The sequence below is a fragment of the Xanthomonas melonis genome, assembly GCF_020783655.1.
Taxonomy (GTDB): Bacteria; Pseudomonadota; Gammaproteobacteria; order Xanthomonadales; family Xanthomonadaceae; genus Xanthomonas; species Xanthomonas melonis.
In genome coordinates, this window is sequence record NZ_JAJGQH010000007.1 from 127,788 (window position 1) to 144,296 (window position 16,509).

A 16,509-nucleotide genomic window follows, 5' to 3' on the forward strand; every position below is an offset into this window, starting at 1 on the left:
GGCCCGCCGTCCATCCCTGTTCGTGATGAGGAGAGACATCATGAGATACAGCACCACCCTGCTGTCCAGTGCGATTGCGTTGTCGTTGGCATTGCCCGTTCAGGCCCAGGACACTGCCGGCACGCAAGCCACCGAGCTGGACGCCGTCCAGGTGGTCGGCATCCGCGCCAGCCTGGAAAAATCGCTGGACACCAAACGTAACAACGCAGGCATCTCCGAGGCGATCACCGCCGAGGACATCGGCAAGTTCCCCAGCACCAACGTGGCCGAAGCGTTGTCGCAGATTCCCGGCGTCACCCTGGACCGGCGCTTCGGCCAGGGCGAGCGGGTCAGCATCGATGGCACCGATCCCAGCCTGAACCTGTCGTTCCTGGACGGCCACCCGGTGGCGCAGGCGATCTGGCTGTATGGCGAACAACCCAGCCGCGGGTTCGACTACACCTTGCTGGCGCCGCAGATCCTGGGCCGTGCGGAAATCCTCAAATCCTCCGAAGCGCGGCTGATCGAAGGCAGCCTGGGCGGCACCGTGTTGATGCATACCCGCCAGCCGCTGGATCTGGAGGTCAACGAGGTGGCCGCCTCGATCGGTTACAGCTACAGCGAGCAGGCCAGCCAGGGCAAGCCGAACGCGGCACTGCTCTATAGCTGGAAGAACAGCGCCCAGACCTTCGGCATCGCAGTGTCGGCGCAGCATTACGAAGAGCGCGTGGACCGGCGCGGCATGGAAGTGTTCGGCTATGCGCCGGCCAGCAGTTTCGCCAATGCCGCAGGCACCGTGCCGCCCGATGCCGATGTGCCCAATTCGATCAATGCGGCCTGGTTCCAGCAGGACCGCGAGCGCGACAGCGCCGTGGTCAACCTGCAGCTCAAGCCCAGCGAGGCGCTGGAGTTCAATCTCAGCGGCTTGTACATCAAGGAGAGTTTCGACAACTACAACCAGTCGATGTACAGCTTCCTGACCTGGAATCCCGGCACTGTTGCTGCAGTGGACCGGCTGGGCGATGTGCGTAACGGTGTGGTGACCAGTGGCCATTCGCGCGCCAACGCCGATCCGCTCGGCGGCACGGTGATCTACGACAACAATGTGCGCGAATCGGAAGTCACCACCCGGGGGCTGGATCTGCGCGGCGCGTTTCGCGGCGAGGGCTGGGGCCTGACTGGACAGATCGGCCAAAGCAAGTCCGAGAACGAGGACCTGTCGCAATATTTCATCGAACCGTTCTACAACGGCGGCTTCAGCTGGGACACGCGCCGCGGCATCCGCTTCGACGACCCGGCCGGCGCACGCGATCCGGCCAACTGGGGCTCGGCCGGCGGCTGGTTCGGCAACAACGGCATCTTCTCCACCGAAAGCAAGGACAGCTATGGCCAGCTGGATCTGAACCTGCAGTTCGACAGCGTGTTCAATCAACTGCTGCTGGGCGTACGCCACGGCAAGCACGACGAACGCTTCGAACTCAACGTCTACGGCGGTGTGACACCTGGCACGCTGGCGGACGTGGGCACCATCGGCCTCACCGATCTGGACGGCTTCCATCCCGACCACGGCCGGCATGTACAGGCAGGCCGCAACAATGTGCTGAACTGGATCCGCAATAGCCCGGTGAACTATGCCGCGCCCGATCCGGCCAGCTATCTCAACAACACCTGGGCGCTGCAGCAGACCAACAACGCCGCCTACGCGCAGTTGAATTTTTCCGGTGGCGGCCTGCGCGGCAACCTCGGCGTGCGCTATGTCGATTCCAAGACCGAAGGCAGCGGCTTCGTCTACAGCGGCACGCCCTCGCTGGCCAACGCCGACAGCCTGTGGCAGACCCGCACCCGCAAGGAAGATTTCCTGCTGCCCTCGCTCACCCTGGCCTACGACACCAGCGCCGATTGGGTATTTCGCTTCGCCGCGGCCAAGGTGATCGCCTGGGCACCGTACAACCAGATGGTCAACAACACCTTCCTCAACGACACCACCTTGACCGGCAGCGGCGGCAATGCGGAGCTGTCGCCATACGAATCATGGAACTTCAATCTATCGGCCGAGTACTACTTCGCGCAGCAGTCGGTGGTGGCCTGGTCGGTGTTCTACAAGAAGATCGACAACTACATCGACACCAGCGCCAGCGTGGAGCGCCAGTACAACGCACTGCGCGATACTGCGCCGCAAAGCTGGGCGCAGTTGGTGGGCAGCAATGGCTGCACTGCCGACGGCTATTGCGACTACAGCATCCAGCGGCCGCGCAACGCCGGCACGGGCAAGGTCAAGGGCTTCAACCTGTCGTTCCAGCAACCCTTCGGCGACAGCGGCTTCGGCCTGACCGCCAACTACACCTACGCCAACGGCGAGAACAACACCGGCAATGCCCTGCCCTACCAGTCGCGCAACAGCGTAGCGGTCAGCCCGTACTACGAAAAGGGGCCGCTCAATGCACGGCTGACCTACAACTGGCGCGACAGCTATCTGGCCGGCGGCTACGTGGCCGGCGCGGCCCCGGCCAGTGTGGACGACTATGCCGAACTCGGTGCCAGCATCGGCTATGCGTTCAGCCCGAACTGGTCGCTGCAGCTGGATGCGCAGAACCTGCTGGATGAAGAGTATCTGCAGTACCTCGGCGACAAGGACCACCTGGCCGGCCGCTACAAGAGTGGGCGGCGGTACATGGCCACCTTGCATCTGAAGTTCTGATCCACGCCCGCGGCGACCGCATCGCGCCGCCCGTCAGGGTGGCCGATGCCCACGTGCCTGCGCAGCGCTGCAGGCCGTGTGGTGCTGACGGTTCGCGCCGTCAGCCGCGCAACGCGGCAACCCGCTGGGCCAGTTTCTTTGCCGAGACGCCGGATCTGGCACCCAGCTCCTGCGCGAATACCGACACCCGCAGCTCTTCCAGATCCCAGCGCAGCGCCTGCCAGTCGGCGCGCAGCTGCAACCCGTGTGCGGCCGCCTCGTCCAGCGCGTCCACGAACGGCTTGAGTTCGAGCATGCGTGCCTGGTCGCGTGCCGGATCGCGCTTGGCACGCTCGGTGCGCAGGATCATCGCCTTGAGATAGCGCGGATAGTTGGCCAGCGCTTCGGCAGGCGTCTGCCGCAGGAAGCCGGCATGCACCAGGCCGCGCAACTGCTGCTCCATATCGTCCAGGTTGCCGCGCGCCCAGCCCATCAACGGCGCCTCCAGCAGCGGCTTGAGTTCGGCTACCGCACCCAGGATGCTTTCGGCCAGTTTCAGCCGTTGCATCGCTTCACCGAACAGGCGCTTGCTCGCATCGTCGCGGCGCTGTGCAAAGGCGCCTGGATCGCGGATCGCGCCCAGGCCGTCGGCCAGCAACGCATTGAGCGCAGCATCGACCAGATCGCCGCGCAGGCGTTCCTGCGATTCGATCGCCGCATACAGCAGGCCGGTCTTGGGCGACACCGGCAACTGCTTGCGTGCCTGCTTGATCTTGTCGGTCAGGGCGATTTCCAGCAGCCGCCGCACGCCTCGCGGATGCGCCTGCACCGCCTCGTTGCGGTCGGCAAAGATACGTAGTGCTGCCGCCTCGCCTTGTTCCACCAGGGCCGGATACGCCGGCACACCGGCTTCGCCGGCCACCTGTTCGGGAATCGGCGCAGCCGGGAACTCGCGCAAGTCTTCGGCGGCCAGCGCGCGCCCGGCGCGCGCTGCGAATGCCTGCCCGGCACGTTCGCCGAAGCGCGCGCGCAGTGCGTCCAGATCGCGCGATTCGGCCAGCACCTTGCCGTTGTCATCGCGCAGCCGCAGGTTCATCGACAGATGCGAATCCAGCGCGTGTTCATCGAAATCCAATGCCGCCACCTGCACACCGGTGGCCTTGGACAGAAAGCGGGCCAGCTCGCCACGGAGATCGTCCGCAGATGGCAGGCTGTAGGCCTCGTAGAACGCGCGGCCGAAATCCGGCGCCGGCACGAAATTGCGCCGTTGCGCCTTGGGCAGGCTGCGGATCAGCGCCGACGCCTTGTCGGCCACGAAGCCCGGCGCCAGCCACGACAACCGCGCCGGATCCAGTGCATTGAGCAGGTGCAGCGGCACCTCCAGCGTCACGCCATCGTCGGCGGCGCCGGGCTCGAAACGGTAGTGCAGCGGCAGCCGCGCATCGCCGAGCGGGAAGTACTTCGGGAAACGATCGGCCTCGCTGCCTTCGCCAGGCAACAGGTCGTTCAAGCTCCAGTGCAGGGCACGGCGCTTGTCCGGCGGCAGGGTCTTCCACCACGCATCCAGCCCGCTGGCCGAATGCAGCTCGGCCGGAATCCGGTCCAGATACCAGCGCGCCTGCCAATCCTCGTCGGCCACGATGCCGGCGCGGCGCAGCTTGGCTTCTTCCTCGCGCGCCTGCTCCAGCACGCGCAGGTTGTCGGCGACGAATGCCGCACGCGTGTTGATCTCGCCGGTCACCAGGCCCTGACGGACGAACAGATCGTGCGCGGCCGCCGGGTCGATCTTGCCGAAGTGCACCGGTTTCTTGGGCGCCAGCACCAGACCGAACAGACTGATCTGCTCGGACGCCACCACCTGCCCCTGCGCCCGCGACCAGTGCGCATCGAAGTGCTTGCGCGCCAGCAGATGCCCCAATTCGGCAATGGCCCAGTCAGGCTCGATCGCCGCGTTGGTCATGCCCCAGACTTTTTGCGTGTCCAGCAGCGTGGCCGCCAGGATCCACGGCGGCGGCTTGCGTGCCAGCGCCGACCCGGGGAATGGCACGAAGCGACGCTGGCGTGCCGCCAGAAAATCGCCTTTCTCCGTGCGATGGCCGATCTGCGTCGGCAGACCGGCCAGCAGCGCGCGATGCAGGGCCTGATACGCGGCAGCGCGTTCGCGTTCGCTGATGCGTGACGAGGCTTCGCTGGCATCCCCCTGCCGGTGCGGCGCCGCCACCGCGGACTGCACCGGTACCGCGCCCGGATCGGCCTTGCCTTCGCGCGCCAGCCGCGCGGCGCGGTGCAGTTGCCCGCGCGTGGGCCGATTGGCGTGGTGTTCATCGGCGCGCGTCGGCGCGCTGGCATCGGCCAGCAGCGGCGCCAGGATGGCCGTGGCCGGCTCCTCGCTCCAGCCCAGCTCCTCGCACAGCAGCCGCAGCTGCCGGTGCAGCTCGCGCCATTCGCGCATGCGCAGGAAACCCAGGAAATGCCGGCCGCACCAGTCGCGTAACTTGGACTGGGTAAGGTCTTCATGCACCTGCCGGTAGGCCTCCCACAGGCGCAGGATGCCGACGAATTCCGAGCGCGCATCGGCGAACAGCGCATGTGCGTTGTCGGCGGCCTCGCGCGCCTCGGGTGGGCGCTCACGCGGATCCTGGATGCCCAGGAACGCAGCGATGATGATCATCTCGCGCAGGCAGCCATGCTGCTGCGCGGCCACCAGCATGCGCGCCAGTTTGACGTCCACCGGCAGGCGCGCCATCTGCCGGCCGATGGCGGTCAGACGCCGATCGGCATCGATCGCCCCCAGCTCCAGCAATTGCTGCCAGCCGTCGGCCACCGCACGCTCGTCCGGCGCTTCCAGGAACGGAAAGTCTTCGATCCGCCCCAGCCCCAGCTGCAGCATGCGCAGGATCACGCCCGACAACGAAGAGCGCCGGATTTCCGGATCGGTGAAGGCCGGGCGCGCGGCAAAGTCCGCTTCCGCATACAGCCGGTAGCAAATGCCTTCGGCGATGCGGCCGCAACGGCCCATGCGCTGGTTGGCGCTGGCCTGCGAGATCGGCTCGATGTGCAGGCGGTCCAGCTTCTGCCGCGGGCTGTAGCGCTTGACCCGCGCAAAGCCCGGATCCACCACATAGCGGATGCGCGGCACCGTCAACGAGGTCTCGGCGACATTGGTGGCCAGCACCAGGCGCCGGCGCGGGCCGGGGTTGAATACCCGGTCCTGGTCGGCCGCCGACAGCCGTGCATACAGCGGCATCACCTCGGTATCGCGGTACTTGCGGCGCTCCAACGCATGGTGCGCATCGCGGATCTCGCGTTCGCCCGGCAGGAACATCAGGACATCGCCACGCGGATCGATGCGGGTGATCTCGTCGACCGCCGCCACGATGGCGTCGTTGACGGTGCGCTCGCCATCGCGACCGCTCTCGGCCTCATCCCCGGCCGCCTCGCCCTCCAGCGGCCGATAGCGCACCTCCACCGGAAAGGTGCGGCCTTCCACGCTGATCACCGGCGCGTTGTCGAAATGCTGCGCGAAGCGTTCGGTATCGATGGTGGCCGAGGTGACGATCAGCTTGAGATCGGGCCGCTTTCTCAGCAGTTGCTTGAGGTAGCCGAGCAGGAAATCGATGTTGAGGCTGCGCTCGTGCGCCTCGTCCACGATGATGGTGTCGTACGCCGACAGCCAACGGTCGCTGGCGATCTCGGCCAGCAGGATGCCGTCGGTCATGAACTTGATGCGCGATTGCTCGCTTACCCGGTCGGTGAAGCGCACCTGAAAGCCGACCGTGGTGCCCAGCGGCGTCTTCAGCTCGTCGGCCACGCGTGCGGCCACCGCGCGCGCGGCGATCCGCCGTGGCTGGGTGCAGCCGATCATGCCCGCGGCCCCGCGCCGGGCAGCCAGGCACAGCTTGGGCAGCTGGGTGGTCTTGCCCGAGCCGGTCTCGCCGGCAATCACCACGACCTGGTGCTCGCGGATCAGTGCGACGATGCGCTCGGCCTCGCGTGCGATGGGCAGCTGCTCGTCCAGGGTGATGGCCGGCTGCTGCTCGGCCCGCGCCTGGCGCTGCGCCAGCGATGCCGCCAATGCTTGCTCGAACGCCTCGCGCGCCTGCACATTACCCGGCCTGCCCTGCCAGCGCGACCACAGGCCCAGCAAGCGGCCACGGTCGCGGCTCATCGCGCCATCGACAGCGCGGCGGCGCTCGCGCAAGGCATTGGCAAGATCGGTGTCGATAGCGCTCATTGATCCAAGAATGTGAAAGATTGAATGACGTTTAATCCTTTAGCCTGTCCATTGTGACGCCATATCCGTTCCATCAGACATCACTCCCTCGGTAAGGACCATCCCATGTCCAAGAAAAAGAACGCCAACAAGCCCGTCGTCGTCAATGACGCCCTGCCGGTCGCTGCCGCCTCCGCGCCGCATATCGATATCGGGATCAAGGATGCCGATCGCAAGCAGATCTCCGATGGTCTGGCACGCTACATGGCTGACGCCTTCACCCTGTATCTGAAGACCCATAACTTCCACTGGAACGTCACCGGGTCGATGTTCAACTCGCTGCACACCATGTTCGAAACCCAGTACACCGAGCAGTGGGCCGCGCTGGACGAAGTGGCCGAGCGCATCCGCGCCCTGGGCTACAACGCACCGGGCTCGTACCGGGAATTCGTCGCGCTGACCTCGATCCCGGAAGAACCGGGCCTGAGCGACAGCGCCGACTGGCGCGAAATGGTGCGCCAGCTGGTCAGTGGCAACGAAGCGGTCTGCCGCACCGCACGCAAGGTGCTGGGCACCGCCGACAACGCCGGCGACGATCCGACCGTGGACCTGCTGACCCAGCGCCTGCAGACCCACGAAAAGTACGCCTGGATGCTGCGTTCGCTGCTGCAGTAAACCCTCGGGCTTCGCCCCTTCGGGTTTGCCCAGGGTTTCGCTACTGCGAAACCTTGGGCCCCTGCTCAATTGCCTGCCACACCCCGCGCCTTCGGCGCGCCCCCTGACTCAGGGGGCTCAGCCATCTCCGCTTCGCGGACATGTCCCCCAACATTTGCGTTGCAAACGTTGGGCCCCCGCTACGCATCTCCACACCCCGCGCCTTCGGCGCGCCCCCTGACTCAGGGGGCTATTGGTGATTAGGTACACGACGATGGAGCGCATGGGGTACGGGACCTGCAGAACGCAGCAGTCTTTTGCCACACCCCCTGCATCTATTGCCGGAAATTGAGCCCCTATCCCATCGGGAGAGGCGTAGGGTGAGGGTACGGGGCGAAGCCTCATTGCGCTTGCTCCGCACAAGACTTCACACACTGCCGGCCATCCCGGTAGTCGCATCACGACAATTCCTGATGCCGCTTCGCGCAATCCGGCCCAGCATCACACCAACCAGGGCTTGACCCGCGCGGTATCCTAGGCCGATGTCTTCCCCCGCCCACGAACTGCTCAGCCGCGTCTTCGGTTACGACGCCTTCCGTGGTCCTCAGCAGGCCATCGTCGAACACGTCGCCGCCGGCAACGACGCGCTAGTGCTCATGCCCACCGGCGGCGGCAAGTCGCTGTGCTACCAGGTGCCAGCGCTGCTGCGCGACGGCATCGGCATCGTGGTTTCGCCGCTGATCGCGCTGATGCAGGACCAGGTCGAAGCGCTGCGCCAGCTCGGCGTGCGCGCCGAATTCCTCAATTCCACCCTGGACGCGGAAGCCGCGCAGCGGGTGGAGCGCGCCCTGCTCTCGGGCGATCTGGATCTGCTCTACGTCGCGCCGGAACGGCTGCTGACCCAGCGCTTCCTGTCGTTGCTGGAGCGCAGCCGCATCGCGCTGTTCGCCATCGACGAGGCGCATTGCGTCTCGCAATGGGGCCACGATTTCCGCCCCGAATACCGCCAGCTCACCGTCCTGCACGAGCGCTGGCCGCATATCCCGCGCATGGCGCTAACCGCCACCGCCGACCCGCCGACCCAACGCGAGATCGCCGAGCGCCTGGATCTGGCGGACGCGCGCCATTTCGTCAGCTCCTTCGACCGTCCCAACATCCGCTACACCGTGGTGCAGAAGGACAACGCGCGCAAGCAGCTGCAGGAGTTCCTGGGCCGCCATCGCGGCTGCGCCGGCATCGTCTATGCGATGTCGCGGCGCAAGGTGGAAGAAACCGCTCAGCAACTGTGCGCGCAAGGCTTCAATGCCCTGCCCTACCACGCCGGCCTGCCGGCGGACGTGCGCGCCGAAAACCAGCGCCGCTTCCTGCGCGAGGACGGCATCATCATGGCCGCGACCATCGCTTTCGGCATGGGCATCGACAAGCCCGACGTGCGCTTCGTGGCGCATGTGGACCTGCCCAAATCGCTGGAGGGCTACTACCAGGAAACCGGCCGCGCCGGCCGCGATGGCGAGGCCGCCGAGGCCTGGCTCTGCTACGGCCTGGGCGATGTGGTGTTGCTCAAGCAGATGATCGAACAGGGCGAAGCGGCCGAGGAGCGCAAGCGCCTGGAGCGCGCCAAGCTCGACCACCTGCTCGGCTATTGCGAATCCATGCAATGCCGCCGCCAGGTGCTGCTGGCCGGCTTCGGCGAGACCTATCCCAAGCCCTGCGGCAACTGCGACAACTGCCTGACCCCGGCGGCGGCCTGGGACGCCACGGTGGCGGCGCAGAAGGCGCTCAGCTGCGTGTATCGCAGCGGCCAGCGCTTTGGCGTGGGCCATTTGATCGACATCCTGCGCGGCGGCGCGAACGAGCGCATCAGGCAGTTGGGCCACGACCAGCTGAGCACCTATGGCATCGGCCGCGATCTGGACGAACGCACCTGGCGCAGCGTGTTCCGCCAATTGGTCGCCGCCAGCCTGCTGGAGGTCGACAGCGAAGGCCACGGCGGCCTGCGCCTGACCGATGCCAGCCGCCAGGTGCTCAAGGGCGAGCGTCAGGTGATGATGCGGCGAGAGAATCCGGCGGCCGGTCGCGACCGCGACCGCGGCGCCCAACGCACCGGCCTGCCCGTACAGCCGCAGGATCTGGTGCTGTTCAACGCCTTGCGCGGGCTGCGTGCGGAACTGGCCAAGGAACAGAATGTCCCGGCCTTCGTCATCTTCCACGACAGCACCTTGCGCAACATCGCCGAACAACGACCGACCAGCATCGACGCGCTGTCGCGCGTGGGCGGTATCGGCGGTGGGAAACTGGCCCGCTACGGCGCGCAGTTGATCGAAATCATCCGCGAGCAGGGGTGACGCAACGGCGAACGCCGGCATGGGCCACGCGCCTGCCCGACATTCCCCTGAATCGACAGCGGGCATTCAATCTGCCGTTGTTAGTTTCACGCAGTGAGCTGGCACGCGCTGCCAGTGCCTTGAGTAGAGTCGAACCGATGAAATGCAGCCTGCTTCTCCTGGCCACGCTGTTTGCCGCCGGTGGCGCGTTCGCCCAGAGCGGCGACGGCAGTGCCCAGCCGGCATCCGCGCGTGCGCTGGACCTGAGCATTCCACAGGCACCGGTGCAGTACCGCTCCGACCCGGAGTACAGCACCGACCCGCCCGGCACCTTCTACGGCGACAAAAGCGGCTCCCGGCCCGCGCTGGCGCGACCCAGCGCCGCATCGATCGCGGCCGAGCGCGCCGAGCAATGCCGGGGCCAGCTGCATGGCGCGGTCGAGACCGGCATCGGTTACTCCAGTCGCGGCGGCAACAGCAACTGGCAGGCCGCCAATCTGAATTCCTGCAAGACCTATTACGGCGACGACGGCAAGCCGCGTCAGATCGGCGTCAGCATCAGCGTCGGGCGGGGCGAAGGCCCGGTCTTTGGACCACGCTACGTTCCAGGCTACGGGCCTGGCCCGTTCGGTTGGTGACCATACGGCTGCGTCTGCGTTGACGAAGGATTCACCATTGCATCGCTGAGAATGAGGCTTGCCCCGCGAGACGTGCTCATGTCACAGAACAAGGACCGGCCGATTGTTTTCGTCGTCGAAGACGGCGACGGCACACGACAACTCAGCTGCCTTGTCCTGGAAAGTTATGGTTTCACCTGCCGTAGCGCGGGATCGGTCGAGGAAGCCCTGGCCCTGATCGAAAGCGATCCCCGCGTCGATGTGCTGTTCTCCGATATCCATTTCCCCGGCGGCCTCACCGGCGTCGACCTGGCAATCAAGGCCGCGCATGCGCCTTACAACCTGCCCGTCTTGCTGACCTCCGGGCTCGCCGTCGAATACGTGGAAGAAATCCTGCCTGACGGCGTGGCGTTTCTGGAAAAGCCCTATACGCCCGAGCAGCTGCTTACCGCCATCCGCAGCGTGATGGCCAAGCGCCGTACCTTGTCGAGTTCGGTCACCTGACGCGACCGCGTCGTCAGACGCAACAGACGCGCTTTGGGAGCTTGGCAAAAAGTACCGCCAGGGCGCGGCGAGATGCCAACGCAATCGACGAGACCGGGACCAAATCCCACTTCCCACCTGGAATGCATCGCTGACCGTCGATTGCCGCGATTGGCAGCCCATGCACTGCAGCCGCCCGAGCGCGACTGGATCGAACGCACCACTTACCGATCGATCGGATGCATCCGGGTGCATCGCATTTCACGCTGTCAATCAACGCGATCGCTAGGCTGACTGACAGTGCAGCGCATCGTTGCAGAATTTCAGGAGAATCCCATGGGCGACAATTCGTTTCTGTCACCAGCGTTCGTCATCTTGGTCATCGGCATCATCGGCGTGGTGTTCTGGCTGGTGACGCGCGCCAAGAAGAGGCGCAACAAGAAGTGAGTTCGCCGGCATCGGCAGCGCGCGGCGAGCGACGCTGCCGGAGGCCGACGATACGGACGTTGGGCGTCGGGCGACAGGCGTGCATGGCCTTCCTGGGCGCCTGGGTCGACCGCCTGAAGACCCACCGCGCAACTGCCCTGACCCTGGTGCGGTGATCGGTCCCAACGAGGTCCTGTTCGCAGCGGAGAGCATGTGCGCCGGTCGAATCGGCACGGCGGAGCGGCAGGGTCATGCCCACAGCAGGACAGCGATCAGAAGCGCTCGCCCGCTGGAAGGTAACGCCAGTGGCCGGGGGCGAGTTTGCCCAGCGATACGCGGCCGACCCGCAGCCGACGGATTCCCACCACCTCCAGGCCGACCTCGCTGCACATATGGCGCAACTGCCCGGGTTGCACCTGCTTGATCGCGAACCTCAGCCGCTGCTCGCTTTGCCAGCTCACCTTGCAGGGCGGCAGGCGACGCTCTTGGTACGTCAGGCCCTGCGTCAGCCGCGCCATGCCATAGGGGCGCAGCTCCCCACGCACGTCCACCACGTATTCCTGCTCGATCGAATCCGCATCCTCGGTCAGCCTGCGCAATACGCGGCGGTCCTGACTCAACACCAGCAGACCACTGGCCGCGTCCTCCAGTGGCAGCGGCGCATTGAGGCGCAGGAAGTGGCGCTTCAGCACGCGCATCGGCAGCAGGTCCAGCTCGCTCCGGGAGGTCGCCGTGGCCAGTGCCACCGCAGCGACGGCAGGCAGCCCCGCCGGTTTGTGCAGTAACAAGGTGACGGGCTCGGCGGGCGCCAGCACCGCCTCCGCTGCCAGGCTCACCTGTGCAGCGCTCGCCAGCGCCTGCGGCTCTTCCACGACCACACCGTCGACGCTGACCCAACCGCCTTCGATGTACTGCTGCGCCTGCCCGCGCGAGCAGGCGAACAGCGCGGCAACGCATTTATCCAGGCGGATGGGATCGGACATCGGGCGGGCTCGCTGGCGGGGACGGCAGTGTACGTGCTGGGGGCAGGCAACGGACCGCGTGCGCGGCACCTCCCCTTCCAGGTCTTGTCCGGACACCCAGGCAGCAACGCACCTCGGGTCCGGTAGCGCTGTCGCGCATGCTTCTGCCCCGCCCGGCAACGTGGGACACTCGGCGTTCCAACAGGAGAGCGCAGATGTTCATCAAGTTCGGCACCACGCGGGTACGGCTCAATCACATCTCCGTGGTCAACGACCCGTTCAATGCCGGCGAAAGCTTCGGCTCCTACTGCCACTCGGTACGTATTGGCCTGCTCTCCGGCGAAGAGGTCTTCGCGCGCTTCAATAGCGAAGCCGGCGCCGAGCAACTACATGCCGACGTGCTTGCCGCGCTGGAAGGCTGATCCGCGGCCGGGTCGTCGTCAGACGGCCTTCGCGCCACCGAGCAACAGCAGCGCCGCCTGCAGGTCGCGGAACTGGAACGGCTTCTGCAGGCCATGGCGATGGCGATAGCGCTCCGGGATGCCGCTTTGCGCGTAGCCGGTGACGAACAGATAGGGCACGTTGCGCGCGTCCAGTGCCTCGGCGACCGGAAACGACAATGTGCCGCCCAGGTTGACGTCCAGCACGGCCAGATCGATTCCACCGCGATGAACCGCTTCCAGCGCGGTCTCGACATCGCCGACCGTCGCGGCCACCTGATATCCCAGCTCGGCCAGGCAGTCCTCCAGCAGCATCGCCACCAGCGATTCGTCCTCGACCAGGAGCACGCGCAGGCTCAAGGCGCTCGCTCCTCGGACGCGGCCGGCAACGGGATGAACACCGTGTAGCGCACCCCGCGCGGCTCGAACGACAGCTTCACTTCGCCCTTGAGATCGTGGGCCAGGCCGCGCTCCAGCAGGCGCGCCCCGAAGCCCTTGCGTGCGGGCGGATGCACCGGCAGCCCGCCGGATTCCTGCCACACCAGTTCCAGCGCGCGCTGGCCATCGCGGTCATGCAGTTCCCAGACGATCTCCACGCAGCCCTGGGCCGACGACAATGCGCCGTGCTTGAGCGCGTTGGTACACAATTCGTGCAGTGCCATCGACAACGCCAGCGCGCGGCGCGGATCCAGCCGGCAGGACGCGCCCTGCAGCGTGAAGCGCGCACTGTCGCGTAAGTCGTACAGGCCAGCCGCATCGCGTGCCAGCTCCAGGATGTCGGCACTGACCCAGTTTTCCCGCGTCAGCGTGTCGTGCGCGCGCGACAGCGCCAGCAGCCGCGTCTGGATCTTTTCCTGCGCATCGGCCAGGTCGGCGGCGTTGGCGAACGACTGCCGCGCCAGCGACTGCACCATCACCAGCGAATTCTTGACCCGATGGTTGAGTTCGTTGATCAGCAGCTGCAGATGTTGCGCGTGTTGGGTGTGCTCGGTGATGTCGCGGGTGGCGCCGGCGATCGCTTCCACCTTGCCGTCTGGCCCGAATACCGGAGTGAAGATGTAGTCGTAGATGCGCAGCCCCTTGACCGAATGCGGAAACGGGACCTCGCCGCGGATCGGCTGACCGGTGGCGATCACCCGCTCGATCTCCTCGTCGTGCATGGCCGCATGCCAGGGCTCGTAACCCAGCTCCAGACACGTCTTGCCGGACGCATCTTCCCAGCGCATGCCCCACATGGTCAGCAGGGCCTGATTGGCGTAGACGAACCGGTGCCCGGTATCGAACACATACAACAGATCCGGTGTTGCCTGGAGCAAGGCCTCGTAGATACGCGACCTCGCGGCGTCTTCCTGATGCACGGCCATTGACGACACGGTCCTGAAGTTGAAACGCATTGATTGAGGAACGGCAGACAGAACCAGACCGCCACCGCCCTGCATCGCTTGCCGACATGCGCAACTGCATGCGCTGCCCGGCACTGTCGCTGCGTCACATAGTCGACAGCACGACGACGGTGCGTCGGCTTTGGTTAGCCACTCTAAGTGCAATACCGTGAACGCACGATCATCGCTGAATCGGGAAGATCCATGCACTTCTCGATATACGGCTGTCGCGAACTGGGCATACTTTTATCGGCTTCTGTATTCCAGCGTCCCGGAGGCGATTCGCGGCGCCCCACGTTGCTGCCACAGCGCAGCGATCGATGCACCCTGCGCGTCAATCCCGCCCGCCCGTGGACCACGTCATCGCGCCGCTGCTCCGCCGCCCCACTCACCTCACGTGATCGCGCGCGGTCCGGGATGGCTCGACCTGGCCGGTGCCGTGCTACAGGTCCACGCGCCGCGGATACCGCCGCCAGACCTGCCACGGCAGCTCGCAGTCACCGCCAGCGACGCTGTCGCCGCATCCTGCCGACCCTGTTAGCCTTGCGCCTTCCGTTGTCATCGCTGATGGGTCATGAAAAAAGCTGTGGTTCTGTTGTCTGGCGGCATGGATTCGGCCGCCGTCATCGCGCTCGCCCAGGAGCAGGGCTTTGCCGTGTACGCGTTGAGCGTGCGCTACGGTCAGCGCCACACCTCCGAGCTGGACGCCGCAGCTCGCGTGGCAGCAGCGCAGAAGGTGATGGCGCACAAGGTGGTCGACGTGGACCTGCGCAGCATCGGCGGCTCGGCGCTCACCGACGACATCGAGGTGCCCGAGGCGGGCGGCGCTGGCATTCCGGTCACCTACGTGCCTGCACGCAACACCATCATGCTGTCGCTGGCGCTCGGCTGGGCCGAGGTGGTAGGCGCCAATGATCTGTTCTGCGGCGTCAACGCCGTGGATTACTCCGGCTACCCGGACTGCCGGCCGGAATTCGTGCGCGCCTTCGAAGTGCTGGCCAACCTGGCCACCAAGGCTGGTGTGGAAGGCGCCGGAATGCGCGTGCATGCACCGCTGCAGTTCCTCAGCAAGGCCGATATCGTGCGTGAGGGCCTGCGCCTGGGCGTGGACTTCGGGCTCACTGTCTCCTGCTACCGCGCCGATGCCGACGGGCGCGCCTGTGGTCATTGCGACGCCTGCCGCCTGCGCGCCGCCGGCTTCGCCGATGCCGGCGTTGCAGATCCCACCCATTACGCGATTTCGTCTTGACGCCCGTGTAGGGTAGAATGCGCACCCCGACGCGCAGTCGGGCAGCGGGCCGTTAGCTCAGTCGGTAGAGCAGAAGACTTTTAATCTTTTGGTCGATGGTTCGAATCCATCACGGCCCACCATCTACAGCGAGGATCCGGAGGCAATCCCAGCCTCGCTCGCGCTCCGTCATTCGCGCCCCAGATACCCCCCGAAAGCGAATCCACCGTCAGCACTGCCTGGCAGGTCGCCCTGCGCGCGCAGCCGCCCCGGCATCGGTAATGATCGCATCGTCGATGCGCGCCCGAGCGCCGATCGTGCATTTGCGCCTGCAAGCGGACGCAGGCCGTCGGCAATCTTCCCGACGCCGCGGCAATGCCTGCAATGCGGCATCGGCGAGCGAGCCAGTCCTTATGGCGGCAGCTACAGAGCTCAGCGGCCCGGCTCGTCGTTCCAGAGGATCTTGTGCAGCTGCATCTGGAAGCGTACCGGCAGGCGATCGGCCACGATCCAGTCGGCCAGCTCCCGCGGCGTCACTTCGCTCTTGCTGGGCGAAAACCATACCGTGCAGCGGCGATCCAGCGCATGCGCAGCAACGATCTCGCGCGACCAGTCGTAGTCGGCACGGTTGCAGATCACGAACTTGATCTGGTCGCGCGCGGTCAGCAGCGGCAGATTGTCCCAGCGGTTGCGGTGTTGCTCGCCAGAGGCAGGGGTCTTGATGTCCACGATCCGCGATACACGCGGATCGACCTCGGAGACGTCCAGGGCGCCGGAGGTTTCCAGCGAGACATCGAAGCCGGCATCGCACAGCTTCTGCAGCAACACCAGGCAGCGCTTCTGCGCCAACGGTTCGCCGCCGGTCACGCAGACATGGCGAACGCCATGGCGGGCGACGTCGGCCAGGATGGCGTCGATGTCGTGCCATTGCCCGCCGTGGAAGGCGTAGGCGGTATCGCAATACTGGCAACGCAGCGGGCAACCGGTCAGTCGCACGAACACGGTCGGCCAGCCGGCGGCCTCGGCCTCACCCTGCAGGGACAGGAAGATCTCGGTGATCTTCAATCGCGGCAGGGGCGATTGGACGATCTCGCTGGGGACGGCGGCGGCGTTCATGGGCAAAG

General features: G+C 66.1%; 12 protein-coding genes and 1 tRNA gene. 8 read left to right on the top strand and 5 right to left on the bottom strand.

Features of this window, described 5'->3' with window-relative positions; all coding sequences use genetic code 11:
* Nucleotides 1-40: 40 nt before the first annotated feature.
* Nucleotides 41-2,677 carry a TonB-dependent receptor gene (locus LL964_RS08660; protein WP_104586575.1) on the top strand — a complete coding sequence of 879 codons (2,637 nt, stop codon included), beginning with the start codon at nucleotides 41-43 and terminating at the stop codon, nucleotides 2,675-2,677.
* 100 nt (nucleotides 2,678-2,777) lie between these two features.
* Here LL964_RS08660 and hrpA read toward each other — a convergent pair whose 3' ends face one another.
* Nucleotides 2,778-6,890: an ATP-dependent RNA helicase HrpA gene (gene hrpA, locus LL964_RS08665; RefSeq protein WP_104586576.1), complete on the bottom strand. Its 4,113-nt coding sequence runs from the start codon at nucleotides 6,888-6,890 to the stop codon at nucleotides 2,778-2,780.
* Nucleotides 6,891-6,995: 105 nt separating this feature from the next.
* Between hrpA and LL964_RS08670 the strand changes: the two genes are divergently transcribed.
* The 4 genes from LL964_RS08670 (at nucleotide 6,996) to LL964_RS08685 (ending at nucleotide 10,968) form a co-directional block, all read left to right on the top strand.
* Nucleotides 6,996-7,544, top strand: coding sequence for a Dps family protein (locus LL964_RS08670; protein WP_104586577.1), 549 nt, complete (start codon nucleotides 6,996-6,998; stop codon nucleotides 7,542-7,544).
* A gap of 521 nt (nucleotides 7,545-8,065) precedes the next feature.
* Nucleotides 8,066-9,868 carry a DNA helicase RecQ gene (gene recQ, locus LL964_RS08675; protein WP_104586578.1) on the top strand — a complete coding sequence of 601 codons (1,803 nt, stop codon included), beginning with the start codon at nucleotides 8,066-8,068 and terminating at the stop codon, nucleotides 9,866-9,868.
* A 137-nt stretch (nucleotides 9,869-10,005) separates the two neighbouring features.
* The gene (locus tag LL964_RS08680) at nucleotides 10,006-10,485 is read left to right on the top strand and encodes a hypothetical protein (protein ID WP_104586579.1); all 480 of its coding nucleotides are present in this window, start codon (nucleotides 10,006-10,008) and stop codon (nucleotides 10,483-10,485) included.
* Nucleotides 10,486-10,563: 78 nt separating this feature from the next.
* Nucleotides 10,564-10,968, top strand: coding sequence for a response regulator (locus tag LL964_RS08685; RefSeq protein ID WP_104586580.1), 405 nt, complete (start codon nucleotides 10,564-10,566; stop codon nucleotides 10,966-10,968).
* A 677-nt stretch (nucleotides 10,969-11,645) separates the two neighbouring features.
* On the opposite strand, the gene LL964_RS08690 is transcribed toward LL964_RS08685, so the two are convergent.
* The gene (locus tag LL964_RS08690; RefSeq protein ID WP_104586582.1) at nucleotides 11,646-12,356 is read right to left on the bottom strand and encodes an rRNA pseudouridine synthase; all 711 of its coding nucleotides are present in this window, start codon (nucleotides 12,354-12,356) and stop codon (nucleotides 11,646-11,648) included.
* Between the two features lie 194 nt (nucleotides 12,357-12,550).
* Here LL964_RS08690 and LL964_RS08695 point away from each other — a divergent pair, with 194 nt between their 5' ends.
* A complete protein-coding gene (locus LL964_RS08695) occupies nucleotides 12,551-12,757 on the top strand; it encodes a hypothetical protein (RefSeq protein WP_167395249.1) in 207 nt (68 codons plus the stop codon).
* Between the two features lie 18 nt (nucleotides 12,758-12,775).
* On the opposite strand, the gene LL964_RS08700 is transcribed toward LL964_RS08695, so the two are convergent.
* Both LL964_RS08700 and LL964_RS08705 read right to left on the bottom strand, forming a co-directional pair.
* Nucleotides 12,776-13,135 carry a response regulator gene (locus LL964_RS08700; protein WP_104586584.1) on the bottom strand — a complete coding sequence of 120 codons (360 nt, stop codon included), beginning with the start codon at nucleotides 13,133-13,135 and terminating at the stop codon, nucleotides 12,776-12,778.
* Nucleotides 13,132-14,139 carry a sensor histidine kinase gene (locus tag LL964_RS08705; RefSeq protein WP_104586585.1) on the bottom strand — a complete coding sequence of 336 codons (1,008 nt, stop codon included), beginning with the start codon at nucleotides 14,137-14,139 and terminating at the stop codon, nucleotides 13,132-13,134. The genes LL964_RS08700 and LL964_RS08705 overlap by 4 nt, the downstream gene beginning before the upstream one ends.
* Nucleotides 14,140-14,731: 592 nt before the next feature.
* Here LL964_RS08705 and queC point away from each other — a divergent pair.
* Together queC and LL964_RS08715 are read left to right on the top strand one after the other, a co-directional pair.
* Nucleotides 14,732-15,406: a 7-cyano-7-deazaguanine synthase QueC gene (gene queC / locus LL964_RS08710; RefSeq protein ID WP_104586586.1), complete on the top strand. Its 675-nt coding sequence runs from the start codon at nucleotides 14,732-14,734 to the stop codon at nucleotides 15,404-15,406.
* 46 nt (nucleotides 15,407-15,452) lie between these two features.
* Nucleotides 15,453-15,528, top strand: a tRNA-Lys gene (locus tag LL964_RS08715).
* A gap of 289 nt (nucleotides 15,529-15,817) precedes the next feature.
* On the opposite strand, the gene queE is transcribed toward LL964_RS08715, so the two are convergent.
* Nucleotides 15,818-16,501, bottom strand: coding sequence for a 7-carboxy-7-deazaguanine synthase QueE (gene queE, locus LL964_RS08720; protein ID WP_104586587.1), 684 nt, complete (start codon nucleotides 16,499-16,501; stop codon nucleotides 15,818-15,820).
* Nucleotides 16,502-16,509 lie beyond the last annotated feature (8 nt).